The organism is Exiguobacterium sp. s35, from assembly GCF_018617535.1.
GTDB lineage: Bacteria > Bacillota > Bacilli > Exiguobacteriales > Exiguobacteriaceae > Exiguobacterium > Exiguobacterium aestuarii.
Genome location: NZ_JACSKI010000003.1, coordinates 81,522 through 107,974, shown reverse-complemented (window position 1 = coordinate 107,974; position 26,453 = coordinate 81,522). Strand labels below are relative to the sequence as shown.

Here is a 26,453-nt window from a genome sequence, read left to right as displayed (position 1 = left end):
TTGTGGAATATTTGAAAATGAAGCCATGAAAAAAAGCCCTCCATTCCCATCGAACATGGGACGGAAGACTTCGGTTCCGCGGTGCCACCCAAATTAGTAGACGAATCTACTCACTTTTTCGAGACAATCATCTCGTAACTCCGATAACGGGGAGCGGTCCGGCTACGTCTACTGGCAAAGCGTTCGGGTAGCGACTCCAGGAAGTTTTTCGACGAAGGGTTAAGACCGGGCTCACACCACCCCCGGATCGCTTGACTCACTACCTTCGTGTACTCGTCCTTTCGACGTCGTTCACAATTGAATTGAGTTCATTATTATAAATATTCAGATTAATGTCAACGACTTTTTTCAAAAAAAAATTAATCCTCCGTGTAGCGAACGGAGGATTCCCTTGGGAGGGTTATTTAATCGAGCCACTTGTGATCCCCTTGATGATATGTTTTTGCATACCAAAGAAAAAGACCAGAAGCGGAACGATTCCTAGCACTAAACCAGCTAACGCAAGATCCCATTGCTTCGTGTACTGTCCAAAGAAATAGAACGTCGCGAGCGGAATCGTCCGTAATTCGACGTCACGGAGAACAAGCGATGGCAATAAGAAGTCGTTCCAAATCCATAGACTATTCAAGATGACAATCGTCACCGTGATTGGCTTAAGTAATGGGAAGACGATGCGCCAAAATACACCCCATGTCGAACAGCCATCAATGATTGCCGCCTCTTCAATCTCTTCAGGGATCGATTTCATGAATCCGTGATACAGGAACACAGAGATTCCAGAACCAAATCCGAGATACATGACCATCAGTCCCCAGTGACTATTGAGTAACCCGAGAATGCTCGAGACTTTCACGAGTGGAATCATGATGGATTGAAATGGAATGACCATCGCTGCCACGAATAAGAAGAAGATCAAGGTGGAAATCCAGTGCTTCGTTCGAACAAGTTTCCATGCTGCCATCGATGTGAAGATGACGATGATGGCATTCGCACCGACCGTAATGAGAAGTGAGTTTAGAAACACACGCCCATAATTCATCGCTTCCCACGCTTCTGTATAGTTCGACGTCAACCATTCATTCGGTAACGCCGATGTATTCGTAAAGATTTCAGCCATCGATTTGAACGAGTTGGCGACGACGTAATAGAACGGGACCAAATAGAGAAGTCCGAGTAAGATGGCGACAAGTTCAATGACTCCAAGATTCCAAGAATACATTCCTGAGCGCAGTGGACGCTGCGGGGCGCGCTTCGGTGTCTTCTCTAAGCCTCTCTCGACATGTTCCAATTTCTCAGTGGTCATGCTTCCACCTCCCGTTTCTTCGTCACATACACTTGCGTCACCGTAATCGCAGCTACGACCAAGAAGAAGATGACCGCTTTCGCTGACCCGAGACCATAGTTGTTATTGACGAAGGATTCCGTGTAAATATTTAACGCCAACATTTCCGTTGATTTGAACGGTCCGCCGTTCGTGAGTGACAAGTTCGTATCGAACACTTTGAATGACCAGGAAATCGTCAAGAACAAACAAATCGTGATCGATGGCATGATCATTGGCAACGTGATGTGACGTAGCATTTTGAAGCGATTTGCCCCGTCAATCCGCGCCGCCTCCATCAAGTCGGTCGGCACATTTTGTAACGCTGCGATGTAGATGACCATGACATACCCGCCACCTTGCCAGATCGCGACAATGACGATTCCCCAGAATGCTGTTTGCGCATCTCCGAGCCATGGTAATTCAAACAGACTCCAACCCGTCAACGCCCCGATTGAGGCGAAACCTTTCACATAAATGAACTGCCAAATAAACCCGAGGATTAATCCACCAATCAAGTTTGGCATGAAGAATATCGTCCGTAAGAAATTTCGTGTCTTAATATTCATCGTTAATAACAAGGCCAATGAGAATCCGACGATGTTTGTCAGTAAGACCGATACAATCGTGTATTTGGTCGTAATCCAAAATGAAGCTCGGAACTGCTCATCTTCAAGGAATAAACGTTGATAGTTGTCAAATCCGACAAAATTCAATTCTCCTGTCACACCGTTCCAATCCGTGAAGCTATAGTAGATTCCGTTAAAAAACGGGATGAGAACGATAGCGACGAACGCTAGAAAAGCTGGTCCGACAAATGCTATGAAACTCGCTGGCTTCTTCCAATTTCGTCTTCGTTTCATCCGTTTCGAAGTTTCTTTCATGTGTATCGCCTCCACTATCAATGTATCGTGAAGAACCTTTTATGAAAACGGATACATTTGACGGAAAGGGTGGAAAATATTGAACGGAATGAATGAATTTCACGCTCTGATGAGTTATGATAAAATCAATGACAATACGAACGGACTGTACGTCAATTGATTCGTTCCGTCCTTTAAAACGTCAAATCCGAATATTAATTGATATATAAAACACATCGTTCGAAAATGGAGGTACTTTCTCATGACAACAACGAAACCATTATCTGATCTAACGATCGCGCAACAAGCTAAAACATTGCCCATCAAAGAGATCGCAGCAAAAATCGGACTACAAGAAGACGATCTTGACCTTTACGGAAAATACAAAGCCAAACTTTCTTACGATGTCCTTGATCGTGTGAAGACAAAACAAGATGGAAAACTTGTACTCGTCACAGCCATCAATCCGACGCCAGCTGGAGAAGGCAAATCAACGGTTACGGTCGGACTCGGCCAAGCCTTGAACCAGTTGAATAAGCAGGCAATCGTCTGTCTTCGCGAACCGTCACTCGGACCGACGATGGGCTTGAAAGGTGGAGCTGCTGGCGGTGGTTTCAGCCAAGTCCTCCCGATGGAAGACATCAACCTCCATTTCACGGGAGACATGCATGCTATTACGTCAGCCCATAATACAATCAGTGCTATGATCGACAATCATCTTCACCAAGGAAATGACCTTGGCATCGATGTCCGCCGTATCGTCTGGAAGCGCGTCCTTGATTTGAACGACCGTGCTCTCCGCCACGTCACCGTCGGTCTCGGAGGTGCTGCTCACGGCGTACCGCGCGAAGAAGGTTTCGACATTACCGTTGCATCTGAAATTATGGCAATTCTTTGCCTCGCTGACTCCTTAAAGGATCTTGAAGATCGGATTAAAAGAATTGTCGTTGCCTACGACCACCAACAGGAACCAATTACTGCTGAGCAAATCGGTGCGGCCGGAGCGGCAACATTGCTTTTGAAAGAAGCGTTCAAGCCGAACTTAGTCCAGACAATCGAACAAACTCCTGCCCTCGTCCATGGTGGACCGTTTGCGAATATCGCCCACGGCTGTAACTCGCTCATTGCAACAAAAACAGCTTTGAAACTTGGTGAATATGTCGTGACGGAAGCAGGCTTCGGCGCCGACCTCGGAGCTGAAAAGTTCTGTCACATCAAGTCTCGAGTGGGAGAGTTAAATCCAGATGCGGTTGTGCTTGTTGCGACCGTTCGTGCTCTGAAGATGCATGGCGGCGTATCAAAAGATCAACTTCACATCGAGAATGTCGGTGCAGTTGGTAAGGGAATGAAATTGCTCGCGAAACATATCGATACGATGAAAAAGCTAGGTCTCCCAACCGTCGTGGCCTTAAATCGATTCAATTCAGATACTGAAGAAGAGATTGCGACAGTACTTGACTGGTGCAAAGCGCACGATATTCGCGCTTCGTTAAGTGAAGTGTGGGCAAATGGTGGAATGGGCGGCCAACAGCTCGCTGAAGCCGTCATTGATGCGGTTGAATCAAACGAAAGTAAGTTATCGCCACTTTACGAGTTAACCGATTCGATCGAACAAAAAATTAAAACGATTGCCCGGGAAGTATATGGAGCGGCTGATGTCACGTTCACCGCAAAAGCCAAAAAACAAATGCTTGAGATTCAACAGAAAGGCTGGGCAGACTTACCAATCTGTATGGCGAAGACACCGTTTTCTCTATCAGACGATCCTTCCAAGTTCGGTTATCAACAAGGATTCACCATCACGGTCCGCGAATTAAAACCATCAGTAGGAGCAGGTTTCCTCGTTGCTCTCACAGGAAACGTTTTAACGATGCCAGGCTTACCGAAACATCCAGCCGCTCTCAATATGGGCATTGATGAATCTGGAAAAGCAATCGGACTTTTCTAATAGGAGGATGACACATGGTTCTTTCGGAGTTGACGTATCCAGACGGATATCAAACAGAAGTGATGGAAATTCGATCAGAGCAGTCCATTGGAAAAATATTCATCTTTCACGGGATGCTTGAACACCATGAAAGATATATTGAATTCGCTCACTTTCTAACAGAAAATGGATATGATGTATTCATATGTGACTTACGAGGAGCGGGATCAAGCGCCCACGACCAACAGACATACGGGCACCTCGCTCCTGGCGATGGGTTTCAGCAACTCGTCGATGATGCTCAGTACTTGATCAACCGTTATGAGGATGATCGCCCTACGTATGTGTTAGGTCATAGTTTCGGTTCTCTTCTTGTTCGTCGACTCGGTCAAACTATGGGACACGCCTTGGCTGGTGTGATTGTCGTCGCCCCTCCCCCACATCCCGGGGTTGCGGGTGAAGTCGGACATCGTTTGATCGCTACTGCTATGAAACGAAAAGGCGCTACACATCAATCCCGTTTATTTGAACGCCTTTTGTTCGGGCGCTACAATCTTAAATTTTTACCTGCTCGAACGGATAGTGACTGGCTTTCAAGCGTTCCCGAAGAAGTCGACTCGTATTTAGATGATTCGAATTGCGGAGGCCTCCCCTCACTCGGCTTTTTACACGAAGTAACCCGGGCCTCCCTTGATGTCACAACCTCTGCGCGCATTCATGAACATCCGAAGTCTCTCCCGGTGTTGTTTGTCGCTGGGATGGACGACCCTGTCATACATGATGGGGAAGGATTGAACGGGATCATCGAAAAATATCGTAAGGCGGACGTCGAACTTTCCATTGCGACATATGACGATGCCAGACATGAAATTTTGCGTGAAGCGGACCGGGAACAAGTATGGTCGGACATACTGATGTGGATGAAGCAAAACAAAATCCAGTAAATGGTTCAAACTCCTTTTTGAAGGAGTTTTTATTTTTTCCAAATTTCATACAAATAACTTCAATGATTCACCTCTTTTTTAAAAGATAACCTTCTTATCAAAATTTAAGTACGTTATACTTAGACCGCATAGTGAAAATTATCTACATCAATCGATGACCAATCGTTTGGTGAAAGGAGTAAATAGACTTTGAAATCAAACTTTACACGATTGAGTGCAGCTGTTCTTATTTCCACTTCATTATTTAGTGGATTGGCTCCCGCTCCATCATACGCAGCAACATATGAAGGAACCGTCAACACAGAGATTTTAAATGTCCGTTCTGACTCGTCTACGACTTCTTCGATTGTTGGAAAGCTAACTGAAGGAACAACAGTAAACGTTTATTCATCGAATAATGATTGGGCACAAATCGAATTTGAAGGTCAAAAACGATATGTCTCTTCTGAATATTTGACCGTCAATACGTCCATTTCTAAATCTTCAACTTCCACTACTACTGCCCTTTACACTGCTAAGGAAGCGACAAATATGTATTCCTCGATGACGACTTCTTCCTCGGTCGTGAGCGCCATTCCGAAAGGTGCGACCATCACTTACATATCGACGCATGGGGCGACGGGTTCGTGGTACAAAGTTTCTTATAACGGAAAAACAGGTTATGTTGCTCAAAAATATTTTGTTGAGCAGGCATCTGCAAAACAATATGTCGCAGAAATGAACGTCAACTTGAGAGCAGAAATGACGACTTCTTCTGCTATTTTAACGGTAGTTCCTAAAGATGCAGTCGTGGACTATATTTCGACACATGGCGCGACAGGATCTTGGTACAAAGTTTCTTATAACGGGAAAATTGGTTACGTCGCTCAAAAATACTTTTCTGCATACGAGGGTGGTAGTGTGACGCCTCAAGTGAACCCGACACATATGACAACTGATTCAACAAAAGTATATGCATCAATCACAACGACTTCTCGTGTATTGACGACTCTCCCTAAAGGAGCGAAAGTCAGTCTTCAATCCACATATGGCGCGACAAATTCGTGGGGTAAGATTTCTTATAACGGAATCACTGGCTATGTAGCTATGCGCGACCTACAATCGCTGACTGCACCTAAACCGATGTACATTAGCAATCAAACGACACTTTACAACTCTATGTCGTCAAGTAAGAAAGCCATTCGTACGTTAACACCTGGTACAGCGGTGTCTCAACTTTCTACTCATGGCGCGACTGGATCATGGTCTAAAGTGACCTATCAGTCTACGACAGGATATGTCCCGACGCGTGATCTCTCTGAGAAATTCACACAAGTGGTGACACCTTATTACGCTCAACAAGATACGAAGTTATATTCTTCGATGTCTAGTTCAAAAACGGTGCTACAGACTATTCCAAAAGGAGCTAAAGTTGATCAATTTGCGAAATTTGGAGCGACCGGTTCATGGTATCAAGTCCGTTACAACAACACGACTGGTTATGTTGCAGCGCGTGACTTTGCATTAACGCCGCCAACAACGACGCCAACAGAACAATACGGTCCAGAAGCCGAGTACCGGATCTATGTAGAAGGTGGCAGTACGTTAAACGTACGCTCTACCCCTGCCGTCCAGTCAGACAACCTTGCTGGAACGTTGAACACCGGGACGATTGTCAGTGTGAAACCGATCATCGGTTCAGATTGGGGATTATTGACGAACGGTACGTATAGCGGAAACTATATTCACATGGATTACGCAATCCCTGTCACGACAACGCCACCAGGAAGCGGTGTCATCAAGAACGTTTTCTATACGAACTATCCGATGTCTGTTCGCGACATGGCAGAGCGTCAATATAATCAAATCGCCTTGACAGATTTCCATCGCTACGAAAAAGCTTATTTGCCAAGAGCTTGGGTCAGTGTCACTGATAACGTGGGTACAATCGTCAATCAGGATATGACCGTCATCTCAAACGTAGGTGCTGCTTTAAAATCGTCTGCTTCATCAACTTCTATGACAGTGTCAACAGTTCCGAAAGGTGCAACAGTTCAATATGTAGAACGCGCTTCTTCTTCTTGGTATAAAGTCAAATACGGTACAGCCACGGGTTATATCACATTGAGTTCCGTCGTCGGTAAGGCCAACATTTTAAGCCAACCAAGCCTTACATCTCATCCATACGGTCAAATCAACCCAGGCGAAAAAGTAACCATCACTGGACAGACAGGCACTTACTACACTGTTTCTTACAAACGGCCATCGGGGCACAACCTTCGAGTGTTTGACAACATTTGGCGTCGTGCATCAGTCGACGAAGTGTTGACATATGTTGACCCGACTGGCATCGATCCGAATTCACGCTCGTTCTACCAATTCTTAGATTTATCGAAGAGTGCCGGAACGACAGCGACAACACTCAATAAGCTACTCCTGTCGAAAGGTACACTTAGTGGCTTAGGTCAAGCGTTCGTAACTGCCGGTAGTCAGTATAATATCAACGAAGTTTATTTGCTTTCGCATGCACTTCACGAAACGGGTAACGGTACCTCAAAACTAGCGTCTGGTGTACCCGTTGATAAAGATGGAAACGCCTTGATTAACTCAAATGGTGACCGCATTTATCCGGAGCGGCCTGTAGCTGCTACTGTATACAATATGTATGGCATTCAGGCCTTCGACAGCAATCCACTCGGAAGTGGAGCCAAATATGCGTTTGAACAGAAATGGTTCACGCCTGAAGCAGCCGTGATTGGCGGAGCCTACTGGATTGGTTCTAGCTACATTAATCACCCAACTTACAAACAAAACACACTTTATAAGATGCGTTATAACCCTGATTCTCCAGGTACGCATCAATACGCAACGAATATTGCTTGGGCAGATATTCAAACGAGACAGATCTATGACGTCTATCAATCGCTTGATGCCTATACACTCAATTTCGATGTTCCAAAATATCAATAAAAAAATGAGACACGCGCCTATGACTTGGCGTCGTGTCTCATTTTATGTCCATTCGACTGAGTCGATGATAGATTCGATCTCCATCTTTTCATTCGTCACTTGATCGGCGACATACGTCATGAACAAAAGACGTTTTCCGTCCGTCAACGACCATACATCTAGATGCATCCCGTCTTCGATCCCGCTTGCGTAAGCTGTCGTCATGTTACCCGTCTCATCCGTCACGCTCGGCGCCACTTTTACATCGATCGGAAACTCTCCTAAGAACGTATTGAGTTCGCGTAAGACGGCTTCTTTAGGTTCTTGTGAATCTTCAGATTCGTAGATGGAAATTTGAAGCGTTCCTTGCGCATCCTCTTCTGTTGAATAGAAGCTCACGTAGTCTTCTTCTTCATTGTATTCATAATGTTCCGGATACGTCAGGCGGAACCACCCATCAATTTCATACTCTTTCATGCTGTTTTCTCCTTTACTTGCTTAAATGCCAGTCCCGTGACCATTTTTGCTTGTAGTGCGTATTTTAGTCGTTCGGTCACGTAAAGACGTTGGCTATTTACATCTTGGGCAATCATATGTCCGAATAAATTCATTCGAACCGTTTGATTGGATAGGAAATAGAATCGATCCGTACTTAACGGGCGATACTCGTTCGAGTGTTCGAGGTATTCGATTTCAAAGCGTCGAAGTACATTAAGCGCGCAATACCGATCGGTCTTCCCTGTACTTGTATGAAGCTCGACACGGACGAGCTGAACGTCATACGGACAGACATTCATAAAGATTGGACTTACCCGCTCATGGATCAAGAGGATGCCCATATCTGTTTCAATTAGATCGGGTAAGGCTCCCTCATCTTGCGAGATACTCAATACGACGTACGGTCGGTTCGATGGTGCAAGCAATTCCCCTTTGTAAAATCGAAATCGCTGAATCCCTGTCAGAACTCGTGCACGCCAAGCACTCCCTCGTGCTTCCGCTTCCATTCGATACAACCTCTCTCCACTCACGCTTACTCCCCCTTCACTTGTTTGAGCGCATCGACGAATGTCTCCCATTCTAGGTTGTCACAAACAACCTTATTTTCCAATCCCCATTCTTCATCGATTGTCAAACGTACTTCGTTCGATTCAGGGTGTCGTATTATTCGAAGATCTCCAATTTGAATCGTATCAGGTGAAATGGAAAATGTACGACTCGGCAATCCGATCCACTTAACCCGATTCGAGCGTAATACGACATACCATTCTTCATCGCGGTGAATGGAAAACGTCCAGTTTCGGAGAGACACTGTCGTGTCTGTTTGTTTGGACTGCTTCAACATTCGAAATCCTTCGCCCATCAGTCGTAAATATGATTTTCGTTCACTCATATTTGATTTCTCCCCTTTTTTCTATTATCTTCGTTGTGGATAGGATTCTGCAACCTAAAAAGTTTTTTAAAAAAGGGTTTGCAAATAGAATCTGATATGCTATTATATCAAAGTAACGTTAAGACGTTTCGCGGGTGTAGTTTAATGGTAAAACCTCAGCCTTCCAAGCTGATGACGAGGGTTCGATTCCCTTCACCCGCTCCATATTCTTTTCTTCATGCGGGTGTAGTTTAATGGTAAAACCTCAGCCTTCCAAGCTGATGACGAGAGTTCGATTCTCTTCACCCGCTCCAATATCGACATATACGCGAGAGCCTCTCGCACACATACAATGCACGGTTGAGACCTTGCAAAAGCAGAAAGTCATCTGACTTTCTGCTTTTTTGTTGTTCCTTCGATTGTTTTGGGGAAAAGAGTGAATGAACCTAATCAGATGAGGAGGAACTCTTTTGATTCAAGCGAAACTGCAATCATTCACGATTTACGAAAGTGCATTAATGCGAACCACATCGACCTTGATTGATACACCAGACGCCATTCTCTTGATTGACCCGACGTGGCTTCCTGAAGAGATCGCCACGATTCGTCGGGATATCGAGCTAAACCGTAATGATCGTCCACTTTACGTCATCTTCACTCACCATCATTTTGATCACATTATCGGGGCTTACGGCTTTAAAGATGCGACGACGATTGCCTCACAGGCGTTTGTTGATGCCGATTCATCTGATCAGTTAGATGAGATTCGAGAGTTCTATGAGCAGCACTATATCGATCGCCCGATTCAAAAACCCGAAATTGATATCGTGGTTCAACCGAACCAGACACTTCTACTCGGTGCTGTTCCTGTTACATTTATTTCGACACCCGGTCATGATGCGACACACTTGTCCATTCTGATTGAATCGATGAATCTACTTGTTTGTGGAGATTACGGTTCGAATATCGAGCCACCCTTTATCGAGCATGACCCGAGCGCTTATCTCGAGACACTCCAAACGTTACAAACTCTCATTTATGAACATGAAATTCAATGGTTCGTGCCGGGACATGGTGACCTGTGCGACAATCGTAGTAAGATGATTGAACGATTGAGCGCAGGTGAAGAATACATTTTGGCACTTCCCGAAAACCGTCATTGGTCTCCTATGTGGCCAGAGCATTCCTTTTTCGACCGTGTTCATGAACGCAATCGAAAAATGGTGGAACAAAAAGAGACCGATCGCCGGTCCCGTCAACAAGATTACTAAAAAAATCGCAACGTCTCCCCAAGACGTTGCGATTTCCCCCTATGTAGACCTATTTCTTTGTGACGCGTTCTGAGCGGACCGTGAACATACGGTCAACCCCATAGATCGTTACTCCCGTCAGAGCGAGTAACCCAATCATTGCAGAAGAAAACATGACCATCCCCCCATTGTTCACAGTTTCGTCATAATCACCCCGTGCTTTCATTATAGAAGAGCATTTCAAAAAAAGAAAGCGTTTTCTTCAAACTTTCTTCACATATGTTAAATTCAGCATCTTGTGTTTTTTGAAACAACTTGTCTCTTCCATTTGGACAGACACGTGTAAAGATGTGTAGCTTTTGTGGAATGTGGGAATACATGATGTAAGGATAAAAAAGAGACAGAAGCTGCTCGTCGAGGAGGAAGAGGTATGATTAAGTACGGTACATTGGTGCGAATCGAGGGAAAATATGCCGTATTGAGATGGAATAACGGCTCAAGTTTCATCCCTAGACGATTCCTACCTTCCGAAGCACGTGTTGGTGATACAATCATTCGAGACAATCATCATTATTATCTTGAAGAAGATATGACCCCGAACTTTGATGCGTTGATCAAACAACACTATAAAAGCTGAACGATTTGCCCTACCAAACAGGGCAAATCGTTCAGCTTTTTTGACACATTAATCTAATGCCTTTTCGATTTGTTGCTGAATCCACGTTTCATCGACGGGACCGGTCTGCTTCGCCACAATGATCCCCTGTTCATCTAACACATACGTCGTCGGTAACGCGACGACGCGATATTGTTGCTCCACGACTGCCTCTTCATCTAACAAAATTGGAAAATCAACCGGGTACTCCTTTAAAAAAGCCTCGACATCAGCTTTTCCACGTCGTTCATTTTTCGTGACGTTCACCCCAAGGACAGGGATCCCTGTCGCTTTTTCAAATGACACAAGTTCAGGAAACTCGTCTCGACAAGGCGGGCACCATGAAGCCCAAAAATTAATGACTACCGGCGTTCCTTGGAACTGTGAAAGGGTGAGACCCTCACCACCCAACGTATTCAAGGCGAAGTCCGGAGCTTGCTGCCCCACTTCGAGTCCTCCTAAGGCTGATTCATTTTGGACGATAGGAACCGCTTCTTCTTGCTTTTGCGACATCATATATTCTTCGTATCCTTTATAGGCGAGCCCAGCAATCAATAGAAGGATGAGCGTTCCGATTACGATTCTTTGTAAGCGCATCATTTACCCCTTGTTTGTTTTACTTAAGATTTCTACACTTAACTTATCACAAACCGTAAAGGAGCGTATGTATCGTGCAACTTCAAAACGAAAAAATTCAGATTACATTAAAAGCACAGGGTGCGGAAATGACCAGTTGGAAAGTATCCGACAAGGAATATTTATGGCAAGGTGACCCGACATATTGGGGACGACAAGCCCCAATCCTTTTCCCAATTGTCGGACGCTTATTAGATGACCAGTATATATATGAAGGCAATACGTATACGATGAGTCAACACGGCTTTGCTCGTGACGCAATTTTCGACATTGAATCATCGACCACTTCTTCCGTCCGTTTCACCTTAAAAGATACGCCAGAATCACGTCAACATTATCCCTTCCCGTTCGTGCTGAACGTATCGTATCAACTCGTAGGCGAAGAAGTGATTGTCACATATCGTGTCCATAATCCAGGTGAAACCGTTTTACCATTCAGTATCGGTGGGCACCCCGCTTTTAACATCCCTTTCATGGGTGGCGCGTTCGAGGACTATACACTCGACTTCGGAGAGGTGCGTACACTTGACCGCTATTTATTAGAGGGTCCTTACCTGACAGGAGCCTATCAACCATTAGGTGAACGCCAATATATTCCGCTCACCCGATCGCTATTTGACGACGATGCATTGATTTTCGAAAATGTCGAGTACGCTGCACTACGTCATCAGCCTTCAGGCACGGCGATTGTGATGGAGAGCCCCTCGTTTACTCATTTTGGAATTTGGTCTCCACCCCAAAAAGACGCTCCATTCGTTTGCCTTGAGCCGTGGTTCGGACACGCAGATTATAAAGGGCATCGGAAAGATTTTATGCACAAAGAAGGAATTCAACTCCTTTCCCCAAACGAGACGTTCGAAGCGAGCTATACTCTATATATCGAACACTAAAAAACAATCCGACGATCATCGTCGGATTGTTTTTGTTCGTTAGAAACGATCTTCTTGTTCTGCCTCATATTCTGATGGCGGTTTTTTCATAATGATTGCCAAGACGATATAAATAAGAAGCCCTGGACCACCTAAGAGTGCCATCGCCACAAATAGAACACGCATGATCGTGACGTCCACTCCTAAATAGTTGCCGAGCCCTGAACAGACTCCGGCAATCATTTTATTATTTTCATCTTTATACAACTTGCGTTCCATGTCATCTTCTCCTCAACTCATTATGATCGTTGTGGTCGGCGTAACGTCGTTCTTCCGCCGTTCGCGACTTCTCCACGGCCTTCAAAATCAAGCGCTTCATTAATCGGCGTACTACCCGACTTGATTTCGATTCGGCGACCGTATAACCCACGGTTATCAAGAGATGCAGAGATGACAGTCGCGACATCCGTCTCAGAAATCGTCGCACCATCCGCATCGTTCAAATCTTCAGATGCTTCGATGGAGCCTTTACTCGGTTCATCGACAATGGTCACTGGGCAAATGATCGTATAGTTCAAACCGCTATGTTCGATATATTCGTCGGCGGCATTGTTGGCTGACAGAAAATTAAAGAGTTCCTTCGGTGCGGCATTCGGTTGATCCGCTCCATATGCACTGAGCAAGACGACATGACGGACACGTTCTTTTTTAGCAGCGTCGATCGCGTTCATCGCGACGTTTCGGTCGAGCAGTTCGATTTCAGTACTTGATCCGTCTGCACCGGCAGTCGCCGCAATGATGACTGCATCTTGTCCACTTGTCGCCTCATGAACTTTTTTCTCGAGTTCTTTCTCGACATCAACCGTCAATACATGCGCACCCATTTTTTCGTACTCTGCTTGTAGTTCAGGATAACGAATTAAAGCGGTCACTTGATGGGTCTTCGCTAAACTTTTCAATACACGTTTCCCGATCTTTCCTGTTGCTCCAATGACTAATACTTTCATTCAAATTTCCCTCCTCAAAAGAGTAGTTCATTTGTTTAAAATTCCTCTTTCAAGTCAGAATCAAACCCTTTTCTTAAAATTATCTCACCGTGCCCCACATCGACAAATCAAGAGCCTCCCGAATGGATTGCACACTTTCTTCTAACGGTTCGTAGTAGTACACATTGTTAATATAGGCATCTTGTCCCTCGACTTGCATCTTATTCACGTCCGGGTTAGAAATCATCGTGAGCCCGACAGAGGCCATTTGTAAGATGTTCATCTCAAGACCCATTTCTTCTTTCATGAAACGATACGTTGCCGGAATTTTCGTCCATCCCGTTGGACTAGCCAACTTCTCCGCAACAGCCGTCATGACTTCGGTTTGACGATTCGAACGGGCACCGTCCGTATCCGTCTTACGGTGTCGCGCATAGGCAAGCGCCATGTCTCCATCCATCGCGTAAGAAACACCTTCCGTGTACTCATACGTTTGGTTGAACCCTTTCTCACTAAACGAATGCGTTGCCGTCACATTGACACCACCAATCAAATCAATCAACTCCATAAACGACTCGAACGTAATCACGACTTGTCCATCGACCGACGCATCGGTCAACCCTTCCACGGCACCGACCGTACAGTCTGCCCCTCCATAAGCGAAGGCATGGGTGATTTTATCACCCTCGCGGTCTGGCTCACACGGAATCGCCGTGTACGTATCGCGCGGAATCGACACGTTTTGCACCGTGCGCGAGCGAGGGACAAACTCCATCAATTGTAGAGAGTCTGTACGAGAACCTGATAATGATTCTCCAACCCTTGCGTCACTCCCCATGATGAGGAACGTGAACGGCGAGGTCGCCACATACCCCGCGACAAGCAACATAAAAATGAGAAAAAGGGCAACTTTTCCTTTCCACTTACGCTTTCGTTTACTTGTTGGTTTTGGCGATTGGTCGACTTCTCGTCTTGCCGGCTTTGACGGTTTCGGTTGTTGCGTCGCATGATTTGACTTCGGTCGAGAGGTCTTGCGTTTCGGTTTTGAGAATGACGGCATTCGAAGCATCCGTTTTCTCCGTTTTTTTGACGTTCCTTGAGTTGGTTTCGAGGTCTCTGGCGATCTCTCGTTTAAGAAAGGATGCTCTGCCCCTTCATCCGGCTCTTCCAGTCGTGATGCTTCATTTATATCTGTTCGCTCGTTTGACGATTGCTCATCATTCAAGCGAGACGCTTCAAGCTCTTGTTGTTCGAGTTCGCGCTTTCTACGTTCTACACGCGATAAACGTTGATCATCTTTCATATTTTCAATCCTCAACTTTTCAATTTTTCTCTATTATCCCGAACCCACATTGATCTGACAACGTTTCTACTGAAAATCCGTCTTAAGCATGAGACCGTATGATTGTTTCAGATGAAATCCGGGAAAGGAATAATAATTGGTGTCTGCCCAAATCAAGGAAGCATGCAATAAGTATGAATGAAAGGAGGAGAGCTGATGCGCATCGGAAAATTACGCATGTTGTTGGAGCAGTATGGTGAGGCGACGCTACGTGATTTATTGGTCGAAATGTACCGTCATACTCCTAAAGATGTGATTGACGATCAAGACTTTGATTTTATGATCAGCCAGTTCACGCGTTATAAAGAAAAAAAGCATTCAGAAGAGCGTCATTCGCTCTCGCAAACGATTACGTTAGCTGAACGCTTTGTCGATTCGGCATATGAACATCTATATATCCGGCCCAATCAAGTTATGTCAGATCGTGATCAGAAAAATTGGTATATCCACGCCAAAAAAATCATTCGTGATTTAGCCCACTATGCCGAAGAATACACAGAAGCGCGTACGATGTATGAAGAAATGTTTTATCTTCTGTCGACGTCGGCTGGAGAAGAACCACTTTTTTCAACGAGCGACCCGTTTCGTCTTTTAAAAATCTCACAAGTCACCATGCTTCAAAAACTCATCCACTACTATCAACTAGACGCACCGATTGATACCGTCTGGATTGACCGCGCCCTATACACTGCCCTTCACGTGCCAAAAGATGTTGATTCTACGCGAATCGACTTGCTGTCTACCTTGCCGATTGAACACAGTCAAACCAACACGAGAAAAATTCTTCACGCACGCATCTTCAAACTTTGCGAGCGCATGTTAGAGAAATCCCAGACAGAAGATACCGCACTCGAAAACTATCAAGCCCTTAAAATGTTAGAACTTCGCCTCCTTGTCGCAGAAGGGAATTTACAAGAAGCTGAACAGAAACTGTTTTCGGAGTATATCCCGTTCTTTTCACATCGTTCCGAACCATTTCGTGTCTATGTTGATTTCTTGGAAAGTCATGGACATACGGATGAGACAAAGCGATTAAAACGATTAGCAAAAGAAAAACGAATTCGATTTTAGACAAAAAAAAGGGAGTCAATCGATGACATCGGTTGACTCCAATACATGATATGAACGAGGGGTGTTCATTTGAAAAGGAGGACAGAAAGTTGGTGCAGAACTTTCTTCCTACACATATAAGTATAAAGTAACGATTGTAACCGTTACCAAACGACTTATTGCATTTTTGTGAACGTTTTCACGTTATTCGATCGTATTCATAATTCCTAAACCGACGACTGATAATAATACGATTAATACGAAGACATACACCATCTCATTGGGTGATTGAAATCCTTCGTGAATCTCTACCTCTTCTTCGACAATGATGTTCTCATGAATAACTACTGGTTCTGTTTCGGCCATAACCGTCGTGGGCGCACCGATCATGAACAACATAGATACGAGAATCAGTTGATAAATATATTTCATCATAAACTCCTAATTGATTGGTTTCATTGTGATTAAGTATATCATGTCTTCGACGCACGTCACGTCTGACATTTGACGAAACTCACAGATCCATCAGCGTAACTAATCAGTTTTTCTGAATCGCATGCTTACAATCTATTTTATTTCATGTTTTTATAAAAGTTGTTGATTATTTTCATCAATCAGGTTTCATGAGAATGCCATACAACTTTAAGTAAGATAGCGCTTACAATTTAAATGTACTTATTATCTCATTCAGAAAGAAGGATTCTCCTTGAAACGAGCGCTACGCTTTGTAGAATGTAGGCAATTAGCTATGCAGGAACGCATCTCCATTCAGTCGTTATACCCCTTATCAAAGACACCCCCGCTCCTTTCCTTACCTCCTCATCAGCACGTGTACATCGCTTTAAACAAAAATAATCCGTTAGCTGCTTTCGTGGCGAATGACGAGCATTTAGAAGCGTTTCAAATCATTCAACTCTCAAAGGCGACATATCACGATCGTCATGTGTTTAGAGGATTACTCGATCGGATCATGTACGAACGAAGTCGAGAAACCACATATCCGATTACGTACTATCTTCACGAAGAGGACTTCCATAATCAAGATAAGCTTCGAATATATGAGGCATCTGGGTTTCAAGTGTTCCATCAGACAAATACGTATCACCTGCCATTCATTCCGTGCGAGAAAGCATCGCATACGTATTGGACACTCAAATTGCTGGATTATTCAAGAAGAACGGATTGGCTTACATTTCGTAATGCACACTGTCATGTCTTACCTGGAGCCATTCCGATGACAGATGAACAATTTGCGCAAGAAATCCGTCATCAAACATTGTTTTACACGATAAGCTGGTGTCACCGACCAATTGGAATCATGAAAGTTCGATTACATATGTATCACGTTTGCGTCCAAGAAATTCAGTTGGATTGTGACGAGTCGCTGATACGAGAAGCTCTTTCCTTCCTGCAACAAAAGTTTTTCGATACGTTCAGATATATCGACGAGGCTCATATTTCTACGACTAATCTGCAATCTGACTTGAATTTTGCACTTCGAAAGCAAGGGGCTCAAGTATCGTCCGGTGGTACGTGTACACTTACGCAACAAGTACTACCAACCCCACTCTACTCATAAATGAAAAAGACGTCGATTGCATCAACTCATTCTCGCAGGAAAAAGTTGTTCATTCGACGTCTTTTATTCTGCAGCAGTTGTCGATTCCATCGCCAAAGGCGGCATTTCCTTAAACAGTTCTGTCCGCAGTCCCGTGTCTCTCAAATCGAGCGATTCAATCCGATCAAATTTGATTTGACGATCGACGACATTGAACCAATACGTGATGTTCGGCTCATCCTTGAAACGAATCGCATAATTCGATCCATTCAAATGAAAATCGACCTCAGTAGACAGCAACTCCGTCGGACCAATCTGTTTATGGGTGGTTAACCGTTCGAGCACAACTTGCTCTTCATTGATGCGATAATCGACAAACGTCGCAAGCGAGAGTCCAAACACAAATGATACTAGGGCGAACGTGCCCACCAATCCCATCGTGATTTTTCCGTTCATTTCGCTGTCCCTCCCTCTCTTATTATATCGGATGTGGTTGAAACGTTGTGAAGTGACATTTTGTTCAACTTTAGGCAAACTGAAGGTTGAGGAGGAATGTTCATGCAAATCGATCATACTGGAATCGCCGTCCGCGATTTAGACGAAGCGATCACATTTTATACAACGGTGCTTGGCGGAAAACTGATTGACCGTTACACAAATACGGCCATCGGGGTTGAAACCGAGCTGGCCGTCATTCATATCGGGGAGGATGTCATTGAATTATTACGACCGACGAGTAACACGAGTCCAATCGCTCGTTTCATGAAAGCTCGAGGGAAAGGCGTCCATCACATTGCATACCGTGTCGACGATTTAGACCAAGCCATTGCCGCTCACAAACAGAATGGCATTACATTTTTAGAAGATACCTTGCGTACTACCGCAAAAGGTCGACGATTGATTTATATGGATCCACGTCATTCAGGTGGTGTCATCACTGAGCTCTGTGATTATCCTATGCAAAAGCAGTGAGAGAGGTCCCCTTACTGCTTCAACAAAGTTTCTTCTATGATTTGACGGTTCTTCTCTTTTAATCGCTCGTTATGAGAAGACACCATCGCTGTAGCGGTCGCGTTCGGGTCAATATACGTTTTGGCCCGATTCACCGCGTTCGCCGCATCTTGGAATGCCCCCGCAATCAAATGGACCTTCCCTTCATGCGTCAGAATATCACCAGCAGCATATAAGCCAGGAACGGATGACTCGCTACCTGCATTTCCTTTCACGTAAAATCCATTAACCATCTCTACGTTTAATTCACTGTTTCGAAGAAGTTCTGCATCTTGTTCGTACCCATGATTGATCACGACCTCATCGATATCGACCACACTTGTTTCTCCCGTGTCGATCTGCGTTAACAGCACTTGCTGAATCGATTGTCCATCGTGAGAAATCAAGTCCGTGACTTTCGACTGCGGACAACAATCGACTCGGCTTTGTTTAATTTTTTCGACTTGTGCCTCATGGCCTCCGAGCTCTTCTTTTCGGTAAACCAATAGAACGTTCTCTGCAATCGGTTCGAGTGCATTGGCCCAATCGACAGCGCTATTTCCGCCACCCGAAATCAAGATCCGCTTCCCTTTGAACCGTTCAAGTGATTTGACCGTATAGTGAAGGTTTGACAATTCAAAGCGTTCGGCCCCACTCACTTCGATTTTGTGAGGTTTCAAAATACCGCTCCCGGTCGCGACGATGACGGTTTTGGATACGTGATGACCATTCGACGTGTCGATACCAAATAATCCATCCTGACGTTTTAAAATCGACTCCACTTTCTCCCCTAGGATGACCGTCGGCGAAAAAGTGAGACCTTGTTGTACGAGTTGATCAATCAGGTTTGCTCCTGTCGTCGGAAGGAGTCCGCCCACATCCCACACCATTTTTTCTGGATAAACGTGAAGTTTTCCACCCAGGTGAGGCTGAAATTCGATTATTTTCGTTTTCATGCCTCGCAACCCGCTATAAAAAGCAGCATATAACCCTGCCGGACCTCCACCGATAATCGTCACGTCGAATTGTTCCTCACCCATCGTCGTATCCTTCCCTTCTATGTACGTGATGTCTACATTTTAAAAATGATAATCATTCTCATTAGATGATAACCTGTTTCTTCGCCTTTGACAAACTTTTTCCCAACACCATCCTCCCTTGGTTTTTCTTCATCGAAGGTCGGGTAAGGAAAGATGAATCAAAAGGAAGGATGTGTGCTATGGAGTGGATGGATCTTTTACTGATCATCGTGTCCGGTTTTTGGCTTGTGGAGACTTGGAAATTTCGTAATCGTAAAGAGGCAACGGATGGTTCTGTCGAGCGGAAAAGCTTTTATTTCGTAGCGACGACGATGATCGTCATTTTCACTTTGTCGATCATTTATTCAATCTTTGTCGAGACGCGCCCATCAATCACTCAACGATTGCTTGCCCTTTCGTTTTACATAGCGGGTGTGTCGTTACGGTACTGGGGGATTTTTCATCTCCGTCATCAATTTACTCGACACGTCGTCGTTCGTCCGCAAGATGAGCTCGTCAGCTCCGGGCCTTATCGTTTCTTACGCCATCCTTTATACACAGGATTATTATTGATTACGTTAGGCTTCTCCTTGTATTTTCTTCATTGGGCAGTCGCTTTGATTGGCACCGTTCTTACGTCTCTTGCGTTACTATATCGGATTCGGATCGAGGAAGGGATGCTGACCCGCCACTTCGGTCAATCGTATGTATCATGGGCAAAGTCTCGCAAACGATTATTTCCGTTTATCTATTAAAAAAGGAGTCCGGGGATCCCGGACTCCTTGCTGTTTTATACAGAGTAACGACTAAGTAATCGGACGACAACAATCCCCGCGATAAATGCGATGATACTAAGTGCCCACATGAGACCAGTGGCCGGCACTCCCGGAAATACGACGGCGAGTGAACCAACTACCAATCCGATAATGATCGAAAACGTCATTCCTGGGAAATTTGATAGCAAATAGCGAATTACCTTACTGCTGACAATAAAGCCGACCGCCACTCCTGCCCCGACGATTCCAATAATGAGCAAATTGAAATTTGAGATGGCGCTGATAACCGTCGGATAAACCCCAATCAGCAATAACACGAATGATCCGCTGATTCCCGGGAGTAGCATCGCCATACTTCCTAACCATCCAGAAAAGAACAAGAGAAGCGCCGTCCCAAAGGTCACATCCGTGATGATGGATGAATCGACCGGATTAAGAAACGCCATACTCGCCACGAGAATCGTTGCTACAATCATCGCGATGACATGGATTGGTCGAATCGATGCGCGCGATTTAAACTCTACAAAGAGTAAAGGAATGATTCCTAAAATCAATCCGATAAAGAAAAACTGTGTCGGCGCATAATACTCAAGTAACAAGTACTCGATTATTCGACTTAAGGCGATGATGGCTGTGCCCATCCCGATTGCTAGTGGAATTAAAAAACCAATATACTTTTTCCAATATCGGCTGAATACACCGCTAATTGCTTCAATCAATTGATCATAGATGCCTAAAATAACTGCGATGGTACCGCCACTTACACCAGGAATCAAGTCACTCGTCCCCATGGCCATCCCTCGCCAAATATTCTTCCACTCCATAACGTATCTCCTTTGCATATATCTTTCCTCAAGCACTTAGTATAGTCGAGAAAGGACGTTTGTGCATCCGCTTTTAGACTGAGAAAGGAGTCAAAGATGTCTCTTTTTTCATATAGTCAAATCGAGCTCCTGAAATATTGATTTCTTTTTCTTTTTGAAATCCGAGTCGCGTATACAAGCGATGGGCTGCTGGATTCGCTTGGTCTACGTTCAAGGTGACCGCTGGGATACCACGCTCTGTCGCGACGGTACAGATATGTTCGATTAACTTCGTCCCGATGCCACGGCCACCATATGCCTCTAATACAGCGAGCGAGTCGATGTATTGGACGAATCCTTCTGTCTCAACATCTAATTCTTCTTTACTCCCATGTGCCGTCAACCATTCCCGAATCGGTCGATCCAATTCTTCCGCCTCGTCTCCTCGATACGAAATGATCATTCCTGCTACTTCCCCTTCAATCTCGGCCACCCATATGTTTTCGTGGCTTAATCGATTTTTCGGCTTTTCCACCCACATCGCCAATCGTTCCAACACTTCATCCGTATTTGTTGACCCCGTCAACGTATATGCGATTTCATGTATGGCCTGATACATGAGTGGCGCGATTTTTGTACAATCCTGCTTCGTTGCTTGTCGAATATTCATCATTGATCCCTCCATCACCTACTCTAGCATAGGACAACACATCGATTGTTTGTTTACGCCCGTTTTGTGGCATCATATAGAGAGAAAGGGGCGAAATGAAATGAAAGCAATCATTACTGGAATGAATGGTACGGTAGCACCGGTTGTTGCCGAAACGTTACAACGTCATGGCATTGAGGGGATTGCGTGGAATCGTGAGCAAGTGTCCACGACGGATGAACAGGAGATGCGACAATTTATCGAAAGCATCCGACCGGACTATTTTTTACATATCGGCATGGGGCCGGTTGAATGGGCCGAGACACTCGCTCGTTTATGTGGGGAAATGAAAATTCCGTTCTTGTTTACGAGTACAGTGTCGATTTTTTCAGATGACGTGACTGGACCCATCTCACCGGACACGGCACCGGATGCTGAAGATGACTACGGAAAGTATAAACGTGACTGCGAAAGAGCCATCGTTCGCGTCAACCCGGGAGCTCAGATTGTTCGTCTTGGATGGCAGATTGGGGATGAAGCCGGATCGAACAATATGATGGACTATTTTACGAACGAGATGAAACAACGAGGTGTCATTCAAGCGAGTGAGCATTGGTATCCATCTTGCTCGTTTTTACCAGATACGGCGGAAGCTTTATTCGAGATTTTGACAAAACGCGGACCTGGTATTTATCAGCTAAACGGAAATGCGAACTATTCCTTATACGACATTGCGGTCGGACTAAAAGAGCTTCATGACGCCGATTGGCAGATTGAATGCACGGATGAACCAAAACGGGATAATCGGATGATTGATCCGTCCGTCCCAATCCGTCCGATTTCAAAACGTCTTAATCTACAAGCGAAATGAACCGCATTCCATACAAAACGCCTACTCAATCAAGAGTAGGCGTTTTCTTATGAGACTCATTTCACATCAGTCAATCGCAGTTTACTTTTTGGCAGACTCGGCATATCGACAAAGCTATAGCTCAAGTCTTGAGGAGGGACGGTATACGAGAACTCTTTGGTAAACAACTCAATCACTTGCTCGAGAATCGCAATCGTCACATGTTCCCCTGCGCAACGATGTCCAAAGTCCACATTCCCACCTCCTTGTGGGATGAAATTGAACGGACTCTCCTTCCAGTCCATAAATCGAGAAGGTTCAAACTGATCAGGTGCTGCCCAAATTGAGGAGTCGTGATTCGTTCCATAGAGGTCAAGGAGCGTCAGTGTCCCTTCCGTAAACGTATACCCGTCCCATTCAAAATCGGTTTTGACTCGAGCTGCCGCTACGGGGAAGAATGGATAATAACGTCTCACTTCTTGGACAAATGCTGTTTTCGTGACCTGTCCTTGCTTCACTTGTTCTGCTTCTTCAGGGAATTGATGCAATGCTAGGACCGTGAACAGAACATAAACCGAGATCGCGACAGTCGGGCGTAGAATATTTAACACTTCGACAGCCACCACTTCTTCAGGCAACAACTCACCTGATTCATCTCGATGCCATGAGAATTCATAAAGCGCCGTCTGTTCATTCGGCAATAATTGATTCGACCGTACTTCCTTCACCATCTGTCGAATCCAAGCTTCAGCCGAACTTCTTGCCTTCCGACCTTGCAAATACGTTGGACCAAGAGACGTACCTGATTCAAATAGCAATCTCATTTCATCGGTCCGCTTCTCTACTTCTTCTCGTGCAAGCGGGACTCCCGCCCATTCACATACGGCCTTCATCAACACCTGTTGGGCCACATCATATAAAACAAGTTCTTCCGTCTGTTTGATTCGTCTCCACTCGCGACCCGTCAGCCGGAGCAGACGATCGATGTTTTCTTTCGTCATCAATGACATGAACATACGTTTCCGGTGCGTATGCGCCGTCCCATCTAATGTTTGCACTCCATCTTCTCCGAATAGTGTTTTGAGAAGACGCTTCGGTGCAGCATCCTGACGTGTAAATTTGTCCGCCTCATAAAACAACGAAGCGGCGTCCTCTCCTCCAAGACAAATCACGCGTTCCCCAAGCAAACGAGTCTCAAAAAGATCTGACTGAAAACTTTTACGTCGATTGGCGACGAATAAATAACCTTCCCGTAAAAAATCGACACTGTGGTCGAGCCCTTCTTGCTTCGGAATGACTTTCCCCATCCAACTCACCCTTTCTCTTTTTTTCGAACTACAAAGGATGTTCCCGTGTTATTGGCGAACAAACCTAATATCGAAAGGAGCGAGTGACATGTTACCGTTCTTACTGACATTACGCCGGATTGTACGTGGAATTTGGCGCGGTCTACGGGACCCTGAGTTCCAAGTCTTATTCAGCCTTGCCTTTCTCACCATCCTATCTGGAACACTTTTTTATGCTCAATTTGAGGCGATGCGATGGCTCGACGCGCTCTACTTCAGTGTCATCACATTAACGACCATCGGCTATGGCGATTTTGCCCCTCAGACCGATATCGGGAAAATTTTCACGATTGGCTATGTGATCACGGGTGTCGGCATTGTGGTCGGATTCGTTACTAAAGTGTTCGACCACCTTCAAAAGGCACGGCTAGATGAACTAGAAGCAAAACAAAAGACGCCACCCTCTGATTCATGAGGATGGCGTCAATCCGTTTAGGACACTTTTCGATTTTCAATCTCAAGTTGTTGATTGAATCGCTTCGTCTCTGCAATGACAACGCCCGACAAGAACAAGAGACCAATCAAGTTCGGGATGGCCATTAAACCGTTGAAGACGTCGGATAACGCCCATACTAAGTTCAAGTTGGTCGTCATGGCACCTAGTCCAGCGACAAGCACGAAGGCAATTCGATATGGCAGAATCGACTTTTGCCCAAACAAGTAATGGATGGAACGTTCTCCATAATACGACCAACCGAGAACGGTCGAATAGGCGAATAAAACAAGTCCGATTGTCACAATGTAACCACCCGCCGGACCGAGGAATAATTCAAATGTGGCCGAAGTCAATTCAACCCCTTCTAACCCGGTCCCGATTTGGCCACCCATGACGAGTGTCAAACCGGTCACCGAACAGACGACAAGCGTGTCTAAGAAGACTTGCGTCATCGAGACGAGTGCTTGACGACCCGGCATATCCGTCTTCGCAGCAGCCGCTGCAATCGGAGCAGAACCGAGACCTGCCTCGTTCGAGAAGACACCACGCGCGACACCATATCGAATGGCCGCTCCGATGGCTCCCCCACCGATGGCTTCCGCACTGAACGTACTGCTAAAGATGAGTGCGAACGCATCTGGAATAAGCGTGTAATTCATGATCATGATCAAGAGACCGCTACCTAAGTAGAAGGCAATCATGACCGGGACGAAGTAGCTGACTACTTTCCCGATAGAACGTACGCCCCCAAGGATGACCGCGCCTGTAAAAATCATGATGAGAATTCCTGATATGTAGAGTGGTACATCGAATGTCGTTTTGAGCGCGAGCGCGACAGAGTTCGTCTGAACCCCGTTCCCAATCCCAAACGCCGCAATCGAGGCGAATGCAGCAAACGCCACCGCTAACCAACGTTGATTCAATCCTCGTTCTAGATAGTACATCGGTCCACCAGCCATTTGACCGCGCTCATCGGTCACCCGATATTTAACAGCCAGAACAGCTTCCGCATATTTCGTTGCCATCCCAAAGAATCCCGATACCCACATCCAGACGATGGCCCCCGGTCCTCCTAATACAACCGCTGTCGACACCCCGACGATATTCCCCGTACCGACGGTCGCCGCCAGAGCTGTCATGAGCGCCTGGAAGTGACTGATATCCCCTTTTGAGGATTGATCCTGATTTTTCGAAAATGCCAATTTCAACGCATACGGTAATTTGGTAATTTGAATACCACCTAGACGCACCGTCAAGTAAATGCCTGTCCCCACAAGCAAAATTAAAAGCGGTGGTCCCCATACAAAATTGGATGCCGTACTCACCCATTCACTAAATGATTGCCCCATACAAAGTATCCCCTTTCCCCGAAAATAGTGTACACCTCTATTTTTTCAGAATACTTAGAACAATGCAAAAGTATTGTGCTAAAACAACTCCGGATCTTTTCATCTGTATACAAACAGCGAGACGAACTTAATCGTCTCGCTGTGATTCAGGCTTCTCTCGTTGTAAGGGCGCTTTCCAATCAAATGTATCCGGGACGTAATCGAGCCCGCCCGGATGAAACGGTTGACAACGGATGAGCCGGCGAGCGGTTAAATAACTGCCTTTGACGGCTCCATGTTTCTCAATCGCTTCGATTCCGTAGTGTGAACAACTCGGATAAAACCGGCATGTCGGCGGCTTTAATGGTGAAATAAAACGTTGATAACCTTGAATCCCTTTTACTAATACACGTTTCACGCGATTTCGCCTCACTCTGTTGAATTAGTGCCATCATAGCGCGATTTGAAACGTTTGTCATGTTCACCGCTCCATATGTTAAATCGTTTTCCATCTCTTAACAAATGAGCAAGATGGGCGATATTCGACAGCAGGTTTGT

General features: G+C 45.3%; 29 protein-coding genes, 2 tRNA genes and 1 other annotated feature. Of the genes, 14 read left to right on the top strand and 17 right to left on the bottom strand.

What is annotated here, in order from left to right; genetic code table 11:
* Positions 1-53: 53 nt before the first annotated feature.
* Positions 54-294 (bottom strand) — a binding site (T-box leader).
* A gap of 106 nt (positions 295-400) precedes the next feature.
* Both KNO75_RS12585 and KNO75_RS12580 read right to left on the bottom strand, forming a co-directional pair.
* Complete coding sequence (locus tag KNO75_RS12585; RefSeq protein ID WP_214796468.1) at positions 401-1,219, bottom strand: carbohydrate ABC transporter permease; 819 nt, start codon at positions 1,217-1,219, stop codon at positions 401-403.
* 80 nt (positions 1,220-1,299) lie between these two features.
* Positions 1,300-2,205: a carbohydrate ABC transporter permease gene (locus tag KNO75_RS12580; protein ID WP_483298010.1), complete on the bottom strand. Its 906-nt coding sequence runs from the start codon at positions 2,203-2,205 to the stop codon at positions 1,300-1,302.
* Positions 2,206-2,446: 241 nt separating this feature from the next.
* Between KNO75_RS12580 and KNO75_RS12575 the strand changes: the two genes are divergently transcribed.
* The 3 genes from KNO75_RS12575 to KNO75_RS12565 all read left to right on the top strand — a co-directional run bounded on the left by KNO75_RS12575 (position 2,447) and on the right by KNO75_RS12565 (position 8,004).
* Positions 2,447-4,132 carry a formate--tetrahydrofolate ligase gene (locus KNO75_RS12575; protein WP_214790634.1) on the top strand — a complete coding sequence of 562 codons (1,686 nt, stop codon included), beginning with the start codon at positions 2,447-2,449 and terminating at the stop codon, positions 4,130-4,132.
* A gap of 14 nt (positions 4,133-4,146) precedes the next feature.
* Positions 4,147-5,055 (top strand): alpha/beta fold hydrolase, encoded by a 909-nt coding sequence (locus KNO75_RS12570; RefSeq protein WP_214822130.1) that lies wholly within the window; start codon positions 4,147-4,149, stop codon positions 5,053-5,055.
* Between the two features lie 189 nt (positions 5,056-5,244).
* Positions 5,245-8,004 (top strand): SH3 domain-containing protein, encoded by a 2,760-nt coding sequence (locus KNO75_RS12565; protein WP_214822123.1) that lies wholly within the window; start codon positions 5,245-5,247, stop codon positions 8,002-8,004.
* Positions 8,005-8,046: 42 nt separating this feature from the next.
* Here KNO75_RS12565 and KNO75_RS12560 read toward each other — a convergent pair whose 3' ends face one another.
* From KNO75_RS12560 to KNO75_RS12550, 3 genes are read right to left on the bottom strand one after another with little or no spacing between them, the layout of a single operon-like run.
* Positions 8,047-8,460 carry a DUF3805 domain-containing protein gene (locus KNO75_RS12560; RefSeq protein ID WP_214796354.1) on the bottom strand — a complete coding sequence of 138 codons (414 nt, stop codon included), beginning with the start codon at positions 8,458-8,460 and terminating at the stop codon, positions 8,047-8,049.
* Entirely contained in the window at positions 8,457-9,011 is a 555-nt protein-coding gene (locus tag KNO75_RS12555) for a hypothetical protein (RefSeq protein ID WP_353047465.1), read from the bottom strand. Before KNO75_RS12555 ends, KNO75_RS12560 begins: the two co-directional genes overlap by 4 nt.
* Before the next feature lie 2 nt (positions 9,012-9,013).
* Entirely contained in the window at positions 9,014-9,373 is a 360-nt protein-coding gene (locus KNO75_RS12550; RefSeq protein WP_214822121.1) for a hypothetical protein, read from the bottom strand.
* Positions 9,374-9,503: 130 nt separating this feature from the next.
* Between KNO75_RS12550 and KNO75_RS12545 the strand changes: the two genes are divergently transcribed.
* The 4 genes from KNO75_RS12545 (at position 9,504) to KNO75_RS12530 (ending at position 11,239) form a co-directional block, all read left to right on the top strand.
* A tRNA-Gly gene (locus KNO75_RS12545) sits at positions 9,504-9,577 on the top strand.
* A 15-nt stretch (positions 9,578-9,592) separates the two neighbouring features.
* Positions 9,593-9,666: transfer RNA gene (locus tag KNO75_RS12540), tRNA-Gly, on the top strand.
* Between the two features lie 156 nt (positions 9,667-9,822).
* A complete protein-coding gene (locus KNO75_RS12535) occupies positions 9,823-10,623 on the top strand; it encodes an MBL fold metallo-hydrolase (RefSeq protein WP_214822119.1) in 801 nt (266 codons plus the stop codon).
* A 409-nt stretch (positions 10,624-11,032) separates the two neighbouring features.
* Complete coding sequence (locus KNO75_RS12530; protein ID WP_015880796.1) at positions 11,033-11,239, top strand: DUF3006 domain-containing protein; 207 nt, start codon at positions 11,033-11,035, stop codon at positions 11,237-11,239.
* 48 nt (positions 11,240-11,287) lie between these two features.
* On the opposite strand, the gene KNO75_RS12525 is transcribed toward KNO75_RS12530, so the two are convergent.
* Positions 11,288-11,854 carry a TlpA family protein disulfide reductase gene (locus tag KNO75_RS12525; RefSeq protein ID WP_251126194.1) on the bottom strand — a complete coding sequence of 189 codons (567 nt, stop codon included), beginning with the start codon at positions 11,852-11,854 and terminating at the stop codon, positions 11,288-11,290.
* A gap of 74 nt (positions 11,855-11,928) precedes the next feature.
* Between KNO75_RS12525 and KNO75_RS12520 the strand changes: the two genes are divergently transcribed.
* The gene (locus KNO75_RS12520; RefSeq protein ID WP_214822117.1) at positions 11,929-12,783 is read left to right on the top strand and encodes an aldose 1-epimerase family protein; all 855 of its coding nucleotides are present in this window, start codon (positions 11,929-11,931) and stop codon (positions 12,781-12,783) included.
* A 39-nt stretch (positions 12,784-12,822) separates the two neighbouring features.
* Here KNO75_RS12520 and KNO75_RS12515 read toward each other — a convergent pair whose 3' ends face one another.
* The 3 genes from KNO75_RS12515 to KNO75_RS12505 form a co-directional block, all read right to left on the bottom strand.
* Positions 12,823-13,041 (bottom strand): PspC domain-containing protein, encoded by a 219-nt coding sequence (locus tag KNO75_RS12515; RefSeq protein WP_214790648.1) that lies wholly within the window; start codon positions 13,039-13,041, stop codon positions 12,823-12,825.
* A gap of 20 nt (positions 13,042-13,061) precedes the next feature.
* Positions 13,062-13,769: an SDR family oxidoreductase gene (locus KNO75_RS12510; protein ID WP_214696467.1), complete on the bottom strand. Its 708-nt coding sequence runs from the start codon at positions 13,767-13,769 to the stop codon at positions 13,062-13,064.
* Positions 13,770-13,848: 79 nt separating this feature from the next.
* Positions 13,849-15,051, bottom strand: coding sequence for an LCP family protein (locus KNO75_RS12505; RefSeq protein WP_214822115.1), 1,203 nt, complete (start codon positions 15,049-15,051; stop codon positions 13,849-13,851).
* Positions 15,052-15,246: 195 nt separating this feature from the next.
* Here KNO75_RS12505 and KNO75_RS12500 point away from each other — a divergent pair, with 195 nt between their 5' ends.
* On the top strand, positions 15,247-16,161 hold the full coding sequence (locus KNO75_RS12500; RefSeq protein ID WP_214796343.1) for a hypothetical protein: 915 nt from the start codon (positions 15,247-15,249) through the stop codon (positions 16,159-16,161).
* Positions 16,162-16,344: 183 nt separating this feature from the next.
* On the opposite strand, the gene KNO75_RS12495 is transcribed toward KNO75_RS12500, so the two are convergent.
* On the bottom strand, positions 16,345-16,572 hold the full coding sequence (locus KNO75_RS12495) for a hypothetical protein (protein WP_214785729.1): 228 nt from the start codon (positions 16,570-16,572) through the stop codon (positions 16,345-16,347).
* A gap of 274 nt (positions 16,573-16,846) precedes the next feature.
* On the opposite strand from KNO75_RS12495, the gene KNO75_RS12490 reads away from it, so the two are divergent.
* Positions 16,847-17,719, top strand: a complete 873-nt coding sequence (locus KNO75_RS12490) for a hypothetical protein (protein ID WP_214822113.1) — start codon at positions 16,847-16,849, stop codon at positions 17,717-17,719.
* 63 nt (positions 17,720-17,782) lie between these two features.
* On the opposite strand, the gene KNO75_RS12485 is transcribed toward KNO75_RS12490, so the two are convergent.
* A complete protein-coding gene (locus KNO75_RS12485) occupies positions 17,783-18,154 on the bottom strand; it encodes a hypothetical protein (RefSeq protein WP_214790660.1) in 372 nt (123 codons plus the stop codon).
* A 102-nt stretch (positions 18,155-18,256) separates the two neighbouring features.
* Between KNO75_RS12485 and KNO75_RS12480 the strand changes: the two genes are divergently transcribed.
* The gene (locus tag KNO75_RS12480) at positions 18,257-18,670 is read left to right on the top strand and encodes a VOC family protein (RefSeq protein ID WP_214818279.1); all 414 of its coding nucleotides are present in this window, start codon (positions 18,257-18,259) and stop codon (positions 18,668-18,670) included.
* A gap of 11 nt (positions 18,671-18,681) precedes the next feature.
* On the opposite strand, the gene KNO75_RS12475 is transcribed toward KNO75_RS12480, so the two are convergent.
* Positions 18,682-19,728 (bottom strand): NAD(P)/FAD-dependent oxidoreductase, encoded by a 1,047-nt coding sequence (locus tag KNO75_RS12475; protein WP_214796337.1) that lies wholly within the window; start codon positions 19,726-19,728, stop codon positions 18,682-18,684.
* 179 nt (positions 19,729-19,907) lie between these two features.
* On the opposite strand from KNO75_RS12475, the gene KNO75_RS12470 reads away from it, so the two are divergent.
* Positions 19,908-20,462, top strand: a complete 555-nt coding sequence (locus tag KNO75_RS12470; RefSeq protein WP_214796335.1) for a methyltransferase family protein — start codon at positions 19,908-19,910, stop codon at positions 20,460-20,462.
* Between the two features lie 35 nt (positions 20,463-20,497).
* Here KNO75_RS12470 and KNO75_RS12465 read toward each other — a convergent pair whose 3' ends face one another.
* Together KNO75_RS12465 and KNO75_RS12460 are read right to left on the bottom strand one after the other, a co-directional pair.
* Positions 20,498-21,307 carry a DUF368 domain-containing protein gene (locus KNO75_RS12465; RefSeq protein WP_214796333.1) on the bottom strand — a complete coding sequence of 270 codons (810 nt, stop codon included), beginning with the start codon at positions 21,305-21,307 and terminating at the stop codon, positions 20,498-20,500.
* 73 nt (positions 21,308-21,380) lie between these two features.
* On the bottom strand, positions 21,381-21,956 hold the full coding sequence (locus KNO75_RS12460) for a GNAT family N-acetyltransferase (protein WP_214822111.1): 576 nt from the start codon (positions 21,954-21,956) through the stop codon (positions 21,381-21,383).
* 100 nt (positions 21,957-22,056) lie between these two features.
* Between KNO75_RS12460 and KNO75_RS12455 the strand changes: the two genes are divergently transcribed.
* Positions 22,057-22,806 carry a sugar nucleotide-binding protein gene (locus KNO75_RS12455; protein ID WP_214796329.1) on the top strand — a complete coding sequence of 250 codons (750 nt, stop codon included), beginning with the start codon at positions 22,057-22,059 and terminating at the stop codon, positions 22,804-22,806.
* 56 nt (positions 22,807-22,862) lie between these two features.
* Here KNO75_RS12455 and KNO75_RS12450 read toward each other — a convergent pair whose 3' ends face one another.
* The gene (locus tag KNO75_RS12450) at positions 22,863-24,092 is read right to left on the bottom strand and encodes a cytochrome P450 (protein WP_214822109.1); all 1,230 of its coding nucleotides are present in this window, start codon (positions 24,090-24,092) and stop codon (positions 22,863-22,865) included.
* A gap of 88 nt (positions 24,093-24,180) precedes the next feature.
* Between KNO75_RS12450 and KNO75_RS12445 the strand changes: the two genes are divergently transcribed.
* Entirely contained in the window at positions 24,181-24,546 is a 366-nt protein-coding gene (locus KNO75_RS12445; protein ID WP_214790676.1) for a potassium channel family protein, read from the top strand.
* Between the two features lie 17 nt (positions 24,547-24,563).
* On the opposite strand, the gene KNO75_RS12440 is transcribed toward KNO75_RS12445, so the two are convergent.
* On the bottom strand, positions 24,564-25,916 hold the full coding sequence (locus KNO75_RS12440) for an alanine/glycine:cation symporter family protein (protein ID WP_214796325.1): 1,353 nt from the start codon (positions 25,914-25,916) through the stop codon (positions 24,564-24,566).
* 127 nt (positions 25,917-26,043) lie between these two features.
* Positions 26,044-26,313, bottom strand: coding sequence for a membrane protein insertion efficiency factor YidD (gene yidD, locus KNO75_RS12435; RefSeq protein WP_015880777.1), 270 nt, complete (start codon positions 26,311-26,313; stop codon positions 26,044-26,046).
* Between the last annotated feature and the right edge of the window lie 140 nt (positions 26,314-26,453).